This window comes from Roseovarius sp. Pro17 (assembly GCF_035599575.1).
Classification (GTDB): Bacteria; Pseudomonadota; Alphaproteobacteria; order Rhodobacterales; family Rhodobacteraceae; genus Roseovarius.
In genome coordinates, this window is record NZ_CP141179.1 from 2,306,009 (window position 1) to 2,318,371 (window position 12,363).

12 protein-coding genes are annotated in these 12,363 nt (G+C 62.3%); 5 read left to right on the forward strand and 7 right to left on the reverse strand.

Going from position 1 to position 12,363, the window contains the following annotated elements; genetic code table 11:
* Positions 1-99: 99 nt before the first annotated feature.
* Positions 100-459, reverse strand: coding sequence for a hypothetical protein (locus U3654_RS11195; RefSeq protein ID WP_324751630.1), 360 nt, complete (start codon positions 457-459; stop codon positions 100-102).
* On the opposite strand from U3654_RS11195, the gene U3654_RS11200 reads away from it, so the two are divergent.
* On the forward strand, positions 448-681 hold the full coding sequence (locus tag U3654_RS11200) for a hypothetical protein (RefSeq protein ID WP_324751631.1): 234 nt from the start codon (positions 448-450) through the stop codon (positions 679-681). The genes U3654_RS11195 and U3654_RS11200 overlap by 12 nt on opposite strands.
* 211 nt (positions 682-892) lie before the next feature.
* Here U3654_RS11200 and U3654_RS11205 read toward each other — a convergent pair whose 3' ends face one another.
* The 3 genes from U3654_RS11205 to U3654_RS11215 all read right to left on the reverse strand — a co-directional run bounded on the left by U3654_RS11205 (position 893) and on the right by U3654_RS11215 (position 3,206).
* Positions 893-1,219 carry a DUF6497 family protein gene (locus U3654_RS11205; protein ID WP_324751632.1) on the reverse strand — a complete coding sequence of 109 codons (327 nt, stop codon included), beginning with the start codon at positions 1,217-1,219 and terminating at the stop codon, positions 893-895.
* Positions 1,220-1,266: 47 nt separating this feature from the next.
* Entirely contained in the window at positions 1,267-1,545 is a 279-nt protein-coding gene (locus U3654_RS11210; protein ID WP_324751633.1) for a DUF7218 family protein, read from the reverse strand.
* A gap of 128 nt (positions 1,546-1,673) precedes the next feature.
* Positions 1,674-3,206, reverse strand: coding sequence for an acyl-CoA carboxylase subunit beta (locus U3654_RS11215; RefSeq protein WP_324751634.1), 1,533 nt, complete (start codon positions 3,204-3,206; stop codon positions 1,674-1,676).
* A gap of 186 nt (positions 3,207-3,392) precedes the next feature.
* Between U3654_RS11215 and U3654_RS11220 the strand changes: the two genes are divergently transcribed.
* Positions 3,393-4,610, forward strand: a complete 1,218-nt coding sequence (locus tag U3654_RS11220; protein ID WP_324751635.1) for a multidrug effflux MFS transporter — start codon at positions 3,393-3,395, stop codon at positions 4,608-4,610.
* A gap of 67 nt (positions 4,611-4,677) precedes the next feature.
* On the forward strand, positions 4,678-6,066 hold the full coding sequence (locus tag U3654_RS11225; RefSeq protein WP_324751636.1) for a helix-turn-helix domain-containing protein: 1,389 nt from the start codon (positions 4,678-4,680) through the stop codon (positions 6,064-6,066).
* Positions 6,067-6,069: 3 nt separating this feature from the next.
* Here U3654_RS11225 and betC read toward each other — a convergent pair whose 3' ends face one another.
* Positions 6,070-7,584: a choline-sulfatase gene (gene betC / locus U3654_RS11230; RefSeq protein WP_324751637.1), complete on the reverse strand. Its 1,515-nt coding sequence runs from the start codon at positions 7,582-7,584 to the stop codon at positions 6,070-6,072.
* Positions 7,585-7,898: 314 nt separating this feature from the next.
* On the opposite strand from betC, the gene U3654_RS11235 reads away from it, so the two are divergent.
* The gene (locus U3654_RS11235) at positions 7,899-9,455 is read left to right on the forward strand and encodes an ABC transporter substrate-binding protein (protein ID WP_324751638.1); all 1,557 of its coding nucleotides are present in this window, start codon (positions 7,899-7,901) and stop codon (positions 9,453-9,455) included.
* 174 nt (positions 9,456-9,629) lie between these two features.
* Complete coding sequence (locus U3654_RS11240; RefSeq protein WP_324751639.1) at positions 9,630-10,319, forward strand: dimethylsulfonioproprionate lyase family protein; 690 nt, start codon at positions 9,630-9,632, stop codon at positions 10,317-10,319.
* A gap of 7 nt (positions 10,320-10,326) precedes the next feature.
* On the opposite strand, the gene U3654_RS11245 is transcribed toward U3654_RS11240, so the two are convergent.
* Together U3654_RS11245 and U3654_RS11250 are read right to left on the reverse strand one after the other, a co-directional pair.
* Positions 10,327-11,232, reverse strand: a complete 906-nt coding sequence (locus U3654_RS11245; protein WP_324751640.1) for a DMT family transporter — start codon at positions 11,230-11,232, stop codon at positions 10,327-10,329.
* Positions 11,233-11,290: 58 nt separating this feature from the next.
* Positions 11,291-12,229: a TonB family protein gene (locus U3654_RS11250; RefSeq protein WP_324751641.1), complete on the reverse strand. Its 939-nt coding sequence runs from the start codon at positions 12,227-12,229 to the stop codon at positions 11,291-11,293.
* Positions 12,230-12,363 lie beyond the last annotated feature (134 nt).

Consider the following 12,363-nt stretch of genomic DNA (forward strand, 5'->3'; position numbering starts at 1 on the left):
TTTGTGAGGCAATGCAATTATCGGCTGTATTCCGCGCACGGGCGCAGCCTGTGGGCAAATTTACGCCAACAGGCTGCGGGTCGCGCTGCACAGACGCGATCATGCGTCCTCCTCGTCGCCGAAGGCTGCGGGAAAGGCGCGGCGCGCGGCCTCAACATCCAACACCATAAGCGCCTCGTAATCGGTGGGATCAAACGGGTCCGAAACGGTCAGCACTTCACGCCCCAGCAGCCACGAAAGCCGTCCAGCGTCCAGATTGCCCCGCTCGAATGGTTGATCACCGAAACAATCGTAAAGTGCGCGCACAAACCCCACATCAGCCCGCCGGTCGGGCGGGCGCCGGTCAGCGAACCTCTCGCGCCGGATGAGGGGCGTGGCGCCCTTGGGATTGGCGCGGCGAATGGTGAATTGAAAATCGGAACTCGGCAATCTGCCGGGGAACCCGCGATGCTTGATCATGCCATGCCCTCCGATATGGGGCGCGGCTGCTGGGTCGAGGCAGGCCTCGCGGCCTGCCCCGGTATCACAATCCGGCGGTGCGGATTAGTACTTGCCAGTCTGAACGGGCTCGACCGTAACCGGCTCGACAACCACGTAGTCATCTTGGGGCGCCTGCTGGCAAGCCGAAACGGCAACGAGCAGACCGAGGGCCATAAGACCTTTGATAGCATTCGACATTGAATTCTCCTGTCACTTATTGAAAGCGGGCTCGGACTCACGCCCAGCCCCCGCCGGATCTTCGAGATATGGATTGCTTGGGTGCAATCCCGAGTGAGAATAGAGCAGTTTTTTGCAAAGTGATATGCCACTGCACGAATGCGGCGGCCCTGTGGCCTCAAAGCCTCACAAGACCGTGAAGGTGAGCATTGCCGCCCAAGATATTGTGGATGCATCAAAATGCCTCCCAGATGCAGGTGTTATCGTCGACCGAAAATGCCTCAAATATTTGTTGCACTTCGGTGTTCAGCACGCCAAATTCCGACGGCCTATCGGCCAGCGACACGATCACATTCTGAGGCGTGTCGTATTGGGACGCGCCCTCCAAGACGTTGGTTTCGCAAATAAACGTCATGTCTGCGAGAAGCAGTTCCGTATCAGCGCCGCGCGGGTCGAACCCTGCTGAAACATAGCGCAAGCGCACCTCCGCCGTGCCTTGCCCGATCACCTCGTACAACTGGGCCTGCGCCCCCGAGGGCAGCTGCAAACTGTCCTGCGCCATAGCCGCCTTTGGCGCAGCCAGCATAAGGCCAGCAGCGATGCAGAAGGTCAGTGTGCGCGCAACGCCTCTATAAGCTGATTTTTGCTCATGCCCGAACGCCCGTCGATGCCGATTTCCTTTGCCCGCTGGTAAAGATCGTCTTTCGTCCACTCCTCGTAAGGTGGTGCTTTGCCGCCCTTGCGAGATGGATTCATATCCGGATTCGCCTGCGCGTTGGCGATACGCGCCGCCTTCTCCTTGGACGCGCCCTGATCGCGCAGCGCCCTGTAAGTGTCCGCGTCCTTGATGCTGAGGTTGCTTTTGCTGGTGTCGTGCGATTTGGCCATGGCATGCCTCCTTTTGGACGCAAAACGCCCCCATCCAACGGGTAGTTCCCGCATGGGCGCTGCGCCGGGTGGTAGCCAAGCTGATAGTCATGATCGCTCCTGCCCTCGAATGCACGGCCTGCGCCGCGTCACAGCGGGATATTGTCGTGCTTTTTCCACGGCATCTGCGCCTTTTTGCCCCTGAGGGACGCGAACGCCCGCGCGACACGCTTGCGAGTGGAATGGGGCATGATGACCTCGTCGACGAACCCACGCTCGGCGGCCACAAAGGGGCTGGCAAAGCGATCCTCGTAATCCTTGGCATGCGCTGCCAGCTTTTCTGGGTTGTCGCGGTCGGCGCGGTGGATGATCTCAGTCGCACCCTTGGCGCCCATCACGGCGATTTCCGACGTCGGCCATGCATAGTTAAAGTCGGCGCTCAGATGCTTGGACGCCATCACCACATACGCGCCGCCATAGGCCTTGCGCGTGATGACCGTGACCTTTGGCACCGTCGCCTCTCCATAGGCAAAGAGCAGTTTGGCGCCATGCTTGATCACGCCGTTATGTTCCTGAGTAACGCCGGGCAGAAAGCCGGGGACATCAACCAGCGTCAGCAAAGGAATTTCAAAGCAGTCGCAGAACCGCACGAACCGCGCAGCCTTGCGCGAGCTGTCGATATCGAGGCATCCGGCCAGCACCATCGGCTGGTTGGCGACAACACCGACGGTCTGCCCTTCGAGCCGGATGAAACCGGTGATCATATTCTTGGCAAATTGTTCCTGAATCTCGTAAAAATCGCTCTCGTCCGCGATCTTTGTGATCAATTCCTTCATGTCATAGGGCATGTTGGGATTGTCCGGCACTAGTGTATCCAGCGACGCCTCGATGCGAGCTGGCTCATCAAAAAATGGGCGCACGGGCGGCTTTTCGCGATTGCTGGACGGCAGGAAATCAACGAGGCGACGGACCTCGGCCAGCGCCTCGACGTCGTTCTCGAACGCTGCATCGGCGACGGACGACTTGCGGGTGTGCGTGCTGGCACCGCCCAGTTCCTCTGCCGTGACCTGCTCATTGGTCACGGTTTTCACCACGTCAGGGCCGGTCACGAACATGTAAGAGCTGTCTTTGACCATGAATATAAAGTCGGTCATCGCGGGGCTATAGACAGCACCGCCCGCACAGGGGCCCATTATGACGCTGATCTGCGGCACGACGCCCGACGCAGTGATGTTGCGCTGGAACACTTCGCCATAGCCAGCGAGGCTGTCGACGCCTTCCTGAATACGCGCGCCCCCAGAGTCATTGATGCCAATTACAGGCGCACCGTTCTGCACGGCCATATCCATGATCTTGCAAATCTTCTTGGCGTGCGTTTCCGAGACCGAGCCACCAAGGACGGTAAAGTCCTGAGAGAAAACATAAACCAGCCGCCCGTTGATCGTGCCCCAGCCGGTCACCACGCCGTCACCGTAGGGCCGGTCCTGCTCCATGCCGAAATCGATGCAGCGATGAGCGACGAACATGTCGAACTCCTCAAAGCTGTCCTCGTCCAGCAACAGCTCGACCCGCTCGCGCGCGGTCAGCTTACCCTTGGAATGCTGTGCGGCGACGCGGCGTTCGCCGCCACCCATGCGCGCCTCGGCGCGGCGGTCTTCGAGTTCCTGCAAGATATCCTTCATGGCGCCCTCTACGTTCCGGTTTGCCGCAGGCTATACCTGATGACGCGCCACGCAACAGCGTTTTTCGGCAAATTTGCAAATCAACGCATCATTGCAGCGCCCGTTTTGCAAACTTGCATATCGCCCCGCACCCGCATGGGTTTTGCCCGCTGGACTTTACCGGGGCGCGGGCCTAGCCCTAGGCCCATGCCAAATCAGACCCGCGCCATATTTCTCGACCGCAGCACGCCGCCGCATATCGCCACGCTCATCCTGATGGCAGGCTTGTCGGCGCTGGCGATGAACATCTTTTTGCCGTCGCTGCCCGGCATGTCCGAATATTTCGACGCGCCTTACCGGCTGATGCAATTGTCCGTGGCGCTATATCTGGCGGTCAACGCGGTACTGCAAATCTTTATCGGCCCCATTTCGGACAAGCTGGGGCGCAGGCCCGTGATCCTTGCCGGTCTGGTGATATTTCTGCTGGCGACCATTGGTTGTGCGCTGTCGCAATCGGTCGCCGTGTTCCTATTTTTTCGCATGATGCAGGCGGCGATCGTCACCGCGATGGTCCTGAGCCGCGCGATCGTGCGCGACATGGTTCCACAGGATCAGGCGGCCAGCATGATCGGCTATGTCACGATGGGCATGGCGGTGGTGCCGATGATTGGCCCGGTATTCGGCGGGCTGCTGGATGAAGCATTTGGCTGGCAGGCCAATTTCTGGGCGCTGCTGGTTATGGCCGGGCTGGTTTTCTACATCGCATGGGCCGATCTGGGCGAGACAGCGGGCCGCTCGGGCCTGACCTTGCGCCAGCAATTCAGCGAGTATCCGGTGCTGTTTCGCAGCCGGAGGTTCTGGGGCTATGCGATGGCGGCGGCGCTGTCGTCGGGCACGTTCTTTGCCTATCTCGGCGGCGCGCCTTACGTGGGTGAAATCGTCTTTGGGTTGGAGCCGGCGCAGGTCGGTCTATATTTTGGCGCACCCGCACTGGGATATTTTGTGGGCAATTTCATCTCGGGACGGTTCTCGATTTCCGTGGGCGTCAACCGCATGGTATATTGGGGCGCACTTTTCACCGCCGGGGGCCTCGCGATCAATCTGGGGCTGTTTTATGTAGGGCTTGGCAGCGCCGCCAGCTTCTTTGGCCTCATGACGTTGATGGGGCTGGGCAACGGCATGACGATCCCCAACGCCACCGCAGGCGCACTGTCGGTACGCGCTGAACTGGCCGGCACGGCCAGCGGACTGACCGGCGCGCTGCAAATCGGCGGCGGTGCGGGGCTGTCTGCGCTGGCGGGCGTGTGGCTGACCGAGGAATCCGGTGCGTTCCCGCTGCTGTGGATCATGCTGATCGTGTCGCTGGGTGCGGTCCTTACAATCCTGCTGGTGATGCGGCGCGAGGCGCGATTGGCAATGGCCTAAGGCGCTTGCGCGCACCACTTTGCAAATCTAATCTGGCGGCTAAGCTAATCTGCAAAGCGGGGCCGCCATGCGCGCACAAAAACTCTATGCCGGGGCCAAGCTGCGCGAAACGCGCCAGCGCATCGGCCTCACGCAAAAGGATTTCGCCGCCCGCCTCGGCGTGTCCCTGCCCTATCTCAACCAGATGGAGAACAATAACCGGCCCGTCAGCACCACCGTTGTGCTGGCGCTTGCACAGGAATTCGGTTTCGACGTGACCGAACTGGGCTCGGGCGAGGCCGACCGCATGGTCAGCGACATGCGCGAGGCGCTGGCCGATCCGGTGTTTTCAGTCATCCCCGATGTAGCCGATCTGCGGCTGACCGCGACCAACGCCCCCGCCCTTGCGCGCGCGTTTCTTGAGCTGCACGGCGCGTATCGCCAGACGCATGAGCGGCTTGCGTCGCTGGACGAGGCGCTGGGGCGCGACGATGCGCAAGCGCAGCAAAGCCCGTGGACCGAAGTGCGCGATTTTTTCCATTATTGCGACAATTACATCGACGCCGTTGACCGCGCCGCCGAGCGATTTGGCGCGGGCAGCGGCACCACGCAGGACACCGTGGTCGAGGCGTTGACGCGTATCGGGATCAGCGTGGTCAACACCGATGACGGTCCGCTGCGGCGGCTGGATCGGGCCAGCGGGATCCTCTACCTCAGCGCGCGCGCCGCACCCGAAACGCGCGGCTTTCAAATGCTGCTGCAACTGGCGCTGCTGACCCAAGACAAGCTGCTGGAGGCTACGCTGGATCTGGCCCGTTTCCAATCGGATGAGGCGCGCGCCATCGCGAAAATCGGGCTGGCCAACTACTACGCGGGCGCGGCCATGATGCCCTACACCGCCTTCCTGCAAGCCGCGCGCGAGCATCGGCACGATCTAGAGATCCTCGCCCACCGCTTTGGCGCGTCGATCGAGCAGGTGTGCCACCGCCTATCCACCCTGCAACGCCCCGGTGCCAAGGGTATCCCGTTCTTTTTCGTCCGCGTCGATCAGGCCGGAACGATTACGAAACGCCACTCGGCCACCCGGATGCAGTTCGCCCGCTACGGCGGGGCCTGCCCGCTCTGGAACGTCCACCGCGCGTTTGAAACCCCCGGCCGCTTCCTGCGTCAACTGGCCGAAACGCCGGACGGCGTTCGCTACATCAACCTTGCGCGGGACGTCTCAAAACCCGGCGGACACTTTGGTGCACCGGTGCGCCGCTTTGCCATCGCTCTGGGGTGCGAAGTGAAACACGCGCCCGCGTTGGTCTATGCCGATACGCTGGACCTCAGCAGTCCCGCCGCGTTCGAACCTATCGGCATTTCGTGCCGCATTTGCGAGCGGACCGACTGCCATCAGCGGTCGATCCCGCCGCTGGAACGGCGGCTGACGATCCGCCCCGATGCGCGCGGTGTCTTGCCTTACGAGGTTGGGTAACGGCTATTCCCCACGCGGAAAGCGGGCGTTTTCCTCCACCACGTTCAGGTCCATATGGTTGCGCATATAGCGCTCGGACGCCTTTTTCAGCGGCTGGTAGTCCCACGGATAGTAGCCGCCCTGTCGCAACGCCTCATAGACCACCCAGCGGCGCGCCTGGCTTTCGCGCACTGCTGCATCAAACGCATCCAGATCCCAATGCGCCGCTGCCATATCGCTGAACCGCTCGATCGTTTCAGCATAGGCCGGGTCGCCTGCCAGATCGGTCAGCTCATGCGGATCGGTCTCCAGATCAAACAGCTGATCGGGGTCCAGCGCGCAGCGGTTGAACTTCCACCTGCCCTGCCTTAGCGAAACCAGCGGCGCAAACGATGCCTCGGCCGCGTATTCCATCGCCACCGGCGCTTCGCGCGTCTGCCCTTGCCCCAGCGGCACCAGCGACTGACCCGCGATCCACGGCGCGACCTCAGCCATCGAAACGCCGGCCAGATCGCACAGCGTCGGGCAGACGTCGATATTGCTGACCGGCGCGTCCACGCGGCCCGGCGTCATTCCGGGCGCGGCGATCATCATCGGCACGCGGGACGAGCCGTCGTAAAAGGACATCTTGAACCACAACCCTCGCTCGCCCAGCATGTCGCCGTGGTCCGAAACGAACAGGATGATCGTATCCTCGGTCTGCCGCGTACCGTCCAGCGCCTCCATCACTTCACCGATCTTGTCGTCGAGGTAGCTGATATTGGCGAAATACGCCCGCCGGGCGCGGCGGATGTGATCCTCGCTGATGTCATAGCTGCGCCAGTCGTTCGCGTCGAAAATACGCTGCGAATGGGGATCGTGATCCTCGTACTCCATCGCCGGCACCTCGGGCGACAGATGCTCACAATCCTCGTAGAGATCCCAGTATTTGCGCCGCGCCACATAAGGGTCATGCGGGTGGGTAAAGCTGACCGTCAGGCACCATGGCCGCGCGTCCTGCCCCCGCGCCAGATCATAGACCTTGCGGGTGGCCTCATACGCGACCTCGTCATCATATTCCATCTGATTGGAAATCTCGGCGACGCCTGCCCCGGTGACACTGCCCATGTTGTGATACCACCACTCGATCCGCTCGCCCGGCTTGCGATAATCGGGCGTCCAACCGAAATCGGCGGGGTAAATATCGGTCGTCAGACGCTCTTCGAACCCGTGCATCTGGTCGGGACCGACAAAATGCATCTTGCCCGAGAGGCACGTGAGATAACCCGCACGGCGCAGGTGATGCGCGTAGGTCGGGATATCGGCGGCGAATTCAGCGGCGTTGTCATAAACCCGGCTGCGCGACGGCAGCAGACCGGACATGAAGCTGGCCCGCCCCGGAGCACAGAGCGGGCTGGCAGTATAGGCATTTGCAAACCGGGTCGACCGGGCAGCGAGGCGCTTGAGGTTTGGCGCGTGCAGCCAGTCGGCGGGGCCGTCGGGAAAGAGAGTGCCGTTCAGCTGGTCGACCATGAAAATCAGGATGTTCGGGCGGCTCATATCGGGCTGGCTCCTACTGGGTCGGGCGGCGGGCCGCGTGCGGATCGCCACCCCCCACGGCTATGGAAAACGCCAAGCCGCGTCAATCGCAGCGCGCAAGGCTGCCGGATATAGAGGTTGCAACAGAGCGCGGGCTTATCATACGCTCAGAGCCGCGCACTTTGCCGCCGCTGCACCACCATGGCACAGTCCTCAGCAAGAAGCAGATCGCGCCGCTGGCATCAACACCAGCCAAGCCGGAACAAAGCCGCCCATGCAGACTCGTCGCTGGCGCGGCAACCAATCCGTCAATGAAACGAAAAAGGGAGATACTAATGTCGCTACTCACCAATGGCCGCCTCGATCGACGCGGATTTCTGAAAACCACCGCCGCAGGCGCCATCGCCGCGACGCTGCCCATGGGCGGCGCCATGGCCGCCACGCCCAAGAAGGGCGGCAACCTGCGCGTCGGCAAGGGCCACGGCGCGACCTCAGACACGCTGAACCCCGGCACGTGGGACCACGGCTTCATGATCGCTCAGAGTTATGCCAAAGACGGCCATCTCACAGAGGTGTTGGCCGATGGGTCCGTAGGCCCCTTGGTTGCCGAAAGCTGGGAGGCATCCGAGGACGCCAAGACGTGGCGGTTCAAAATCCGCGAGGGCATGACCTTCCATTCGGGCAAGGACGTGACCGCCGAGGATGTCGCCGCCTCGATCCGCTTTCACCGCGGCGAAGGTTCCACCTCAGCCGCTGGCCCGATCGTGGCCCCCATCCAAGAGATCAGCGTCGAGGGCAATACGGTTATATTCACGCTGGACGGTGGCAATGCCGACTTTCCCTTCATTCTTACCGATTATCATCTGCCCATCCTTCCTGCGGACGGCGATTCCATCGATTGGAAATCCGGTGACGGCTGCGGCAGCTACAAACTCAAGTCATTCAAACCGGGCGTTTCTTCGATGCTCGAGCGGAATGAAAACCACTGGCGCGATGACGTCGCATGGTTTGACACAATCGAGATGCTGGTCCTGACCGATCAGAACGCGCGCACCACGGCGCTGGTGTCGGGCGATGTCGACACCGTGGACAAGCTGGACCTCAAGACCATAGGCCTCCTGTCGCGCAACTCCGACCTCGTCATCAGCTCGATCGCGGGCACGCAGCACTTCACTTTTGCGATGTCGGCCAATCAGGCGCCCTATGACGACAACAACGTGCGCCTCGCGATGAAGTACGCGATCAACCGCGAAGAGCTGGTCGAAAAGATCCTCTTTGGCTACGGCTCGGTCGGGAACGACGTTCCGATTGGTCAGAACCAGCAATTCTACAACACCGAGTTGGAGCAAAAGACGTACGATCCCGACAAGGCCAAGTTCTATCTGAAAGAGGCCGGTCTGGACAAACTCGAAGTCTCGCTTTCGGCCTCCGACGCCGCCTTTGCGGGTGCGGTCGACGCCGCCACGCTCTATCAGAACTCAGCCAAGGACGCAGGCATCGACCTCACGGTCGTGCGTGAGCCGAACGATGGCTACTGGTCGGATGTATGGATGAAGAAGCCCTTTTCCGCCGTCTACTGGGGCGGCCGTCCGGTGCAGGACCAGATGTTCACGACCGCCTATACCTGCGGTGCGGAATGGAACGACGGCTTCTGGTGCAACGAGCATTTCGACGAACTGCTGGTCAAGGCACGCGCCGAACTGGACCAGGACAAGCGCAAGGAGCAGTATTTCGAGCTGCAGGAAATCGTCAGCACCCAAGGCGCGATTATTATCCCGATGTTCGCCAACTACGTTTTTGCCACGCAGAAAAAGATCGGCATGCCCGAGACCGTCGCGTCCAACTGGGACATGGACGGCGAACGCTGGGCCGAGCGCTGGTGGTTCGTCTAAGCCTTACCGCCTGAGCGCCCGTCAGGCGCTCGACGCTGAAAAACGATGCCGCCGGACCCACATCCGGCGGCATTTTTCATGGGCTGATCCGGCGCTCGCGACCCCAAGAGGCTTGCGGCGGGCGAGGTCTTTGTGCTTGAAATTTTACAGACCTTTCCTTGCGGACCATGACCTATGACCGAAACCGCCCCCTCCAACGACGCAGTCCGCCTGATGGACTGCCCCGATTGGCTGTATCTTCTGCGCGAATTCGACGCGCTTTACCGTTATGGCTCGGACGGGGGTAGTCCGGCGATCCGCAGTCATCGCAAACGGGTGCGCGATGCGATCTCGGCGGCGATCTCGGCCAATCCGGTTATGGACGCGCGCGCGCCCGAAACGCGCCCCGTCACTGCCCACCTGCCCCGCGCGTTGGATCTGGGTGAAAGGGCGGCGATGCAGGGCATGGCCCGCGCCCTACGCGAGGTAAAGGATCATCTGACGTGGGAATACGGCTATGATCAACTGCCCAAAGCGCTGGCGCGCAAATACGCCTTTTGCGAGATCCTCGGTGCCAAAGGCCCGGTGCCGTGCAAGGCGCTGAACCTTGGGTTCGTGCTGTTTGCACCAAGCACGACCTATCCACAACACAGCCACCACGAGATCGAGGAGAGCTATATCTCAATCTCGGGCGCGTGGTCCGAGAACAATCTGGCGGTCTATGCGCCCGGCTCGCTGATCCTGAACCGCCCCGGAGACGAGCACCGCATCACAACCGGGGATCGCGATCCATGCCTGCTGGCCTATGCGTGGACCGGCCCGACCCCACGCCTCGCTGAACCAGAGATGAAGCTGACCACTCCGCGCCGGACAAAGGGGTCCTAAAGGCCACTCACACTTTGGTCGCGGTGCTAACGGGGGTAACGGCGCGCCGCTTGAGCACGGCCTCGCGCCAGGTGATGAAGCTGACCGAGCCGACGATCACGAGACCGCCCAGCACGACGAAGGGATCGACCGCCTCACCGAACACCAGTGCGCCCAGCATCACCGCCCAGACCAATTGAAGGAAGGTCATCGGCTGCGTCACCGCCAACGGTGCCGCCTGGAAGGCCAGCATCATCGTGTAGTGTCCCCCCGTCGCCAGCACCGCGACGCCGAACAGCGTCACCAGCTCCAGCCATGTCGGCTGGACCCAATTCAGGGCGGCGAATGGCGCAAGGCCCACCGTCACCGTCAGCGACAGCATCACCACCACCACCACCGGCGACACACGGTCTGTCGCCATTTTGGCTAAGAGGTAGGATATGCCAAAGCTGATGGCCGTGACCAGCATGGCAAGGTGCCCCGGCCCCACTTCGCGCAGGCCGGGCCGCAGGATGATGACCGCACCCAAAAGCGCGACCAGTACAGCCATAAGGCGGCGCATCGCCAGCCGCTCACCCAGAAACAGCGCCGCGCCTATGGTGACGTATATGGGCGAGAGATAGTTCATCGCCGTGACGTCCGCGATCGGGATCGTCGCCATGGCAAAGAACCACAGCGCCACGCCCAGAGTGTGCACCGCGCCGCGCGCGCAGAATATCCCCCAGAGGCGCGCTGTAAGACGCGCGCGCCGGACCGCCGGGATCGCCGGGATCAGCAGGATCAGACCCAGCGCATAGCGCAGAAAGGCCGACTCGGCGGCGGGAATGCGGGTGCCAATGGTCTTGACCAGCGCGGTCACCCCGACAAAAAGAATGCCCGTGACGACCATCCAGAAGATGCCCCAGCCGGGCTGTGTGTTTGCGTCGGTCTCCATGCGCGCATAGAGAAATCAAAGCGCCCGGAATGTCGAGGGACGATCTGGACCGGCGACGTCAGCGCCCCTCTATATTGATGGTAAAGCTGCGCTGCGCCCCCGCAGGTGGCGCGGGAAATGGCGCGGCGCGGTGGATCATTTGCAGCGCTGCGCGATCCAGCTGCGCCGAACCCGAACTGCCGACCAGATGGACGCTGGCCAGCCCGCCGCCACCCGTCACGCTGAATCCCACAACCGCCGTCCCGCGTGAGCCTGCGCGCGGGCGCGGCACGCGGGAAATCTTGTGCATGACGAGGCCGGGATAGTTGCTGGCAGCGGCATTGCCGGACGCTTGCGGCTGCTTGCCAGCCGATCCGCTGGCGGCCGCCTTGGCCGTGGCTTTGCCGGTTGCGGCGCCTGCGGTCGCGTTCTGCTGGGCGTTGCCGCGATTTGTAGGCTGCTCCTTGGGCTCAGGGTCGGATTTCCGCTGGGCCTTCGCCGCCGCCTTGGGCTTGGGTCTTTCATGCGCGCTCTCGAATTCCTCGCTGCGCCGCTTGGGCCGCAGGGATCTGGTTACGGCGGCGCTGACCTCGCCCTCGAATTCCAGCATCTCTTCGGTGCGCTCGGCCTGTGTTGCCGCGGGTTGCGCCTGCCCAGCGGTTGGGATGTCGGGCTTGAGCGCCTCCAGAGCGCGCGAAAGGCTGGGAATGGGCGTCAGCGCAGCAACCGTTGTATCAGGCGATATCGATGGGCGCTTGGGAGGGGTCCCAGCCTCGGGCTTGATAGGCTGTTGCGCTGCCTCTATCGGCACGGGCTGCGCCGCATCGACTGCTTTCGCAGCCTTCAGCGTACCTGCGGCCATGTCGGCAAAGCTGCTGCCTAGTCGCGCCTCGGGGGCGCCTGCGCCACCGTCGATCTGAACATCTCCGTCGGGCATCAGCGCCATAGCCAGCGCGCCATGCACCAAAACCGCCGCCAGGACGGCGCCAATCTGGATGCTGCGCGAGGCGGCGATCATTGCGCGCCCGCCTCTGTCAAAGGCGCGACCAAACACTCGGCAATCTGGATGCAAGCCATCGGGCTTTCCTTTTGCAAACGGGCCATCCGGATATGACCTAGCGCAACATTCCGGCATTCACCACATCCGGGCAC

Coding starts and splice junctions, on each gene's coding strand:
- U3654_RS11200 (WP_324751631.1), top strand. CDS start 448: ATGCTTGATCATGCCATGCCCTCCGATATGGGGCGCGGCTGCTGGGTC.
- U3654_RS11195 (WP_324751630.1), bottom strand. CDS start 459: ATGATCAAGCATCGCGGGTTCCCCGGCAGATTGCCGAGTTCCGATTTT.
- U3654_RS11205 (WP_324751632.1), bottom strand. CDS start 1,219: ATGGCGCAGGACAGTTTGCAGCTGCCCTCGGGGGCGCAGGCCCAGTTG.
- U3654_RS11210 (WP_324751633.1), bottom strand. CDS start 1,545: ATGGCCAAATCGCACGACACCAGCAAAAGCAACCTCAGCATCAAGGAC.
- U3654_RS11215 (WP_324751634.1), bottom strand. CDS start 3,206: ATGAAGGATATCTTGCAGGAACTCGAAGACCGCCGCGCCGAGGCGCGC.
- U3654_RS11220 (WP_324751635.1), top strand. CDS start 3,393: ATGCCAAATCAGACCCGCGCCATATTTCTCGACCGCAGCACGCCGCCG.
- U3654_RS11225 (WP_324751636.1), top strand. CDS start 4,678: ATGCGCGCACAAAAACTCTATGCCGGGGCCAAGCTGCGCGAAACGCGC.
- betC (WP_324751637.1), bottom strand. CDS start 7,584: ATGAGCCGCCCGAACATCCTGATTTTCATGGTCGACCAGCTGAACGGC.
- U3654_RS11235 (WP_324751638.1), top strand. CDS start 7,899: ATGTCGCTACTCACCAATGGCCGCCTCGATCGACGCGGATTTCTGAAA.
- U3654_RS11240 (WP_324751639.1), top strand. CDS start 9,630: ATGACCGAAACCGCCCCCTCCAACGACGCAGTCCGCCTGATGGACTGC.
- U3654_RS11245 (WP_324751640.1), bottom strand. CDS start 11,232: ATGGAGACCGACGCAAACACACAGCCCGGCTGGGGCATCTTCTGGATG.
- U3654_RS11250 (WP_324751641.1), bottom strand. CDS start 12,229: ATGATCGCCGCCTCGCGCAGCATCCAGATTGGCGCCGTCCTGGCGGCG.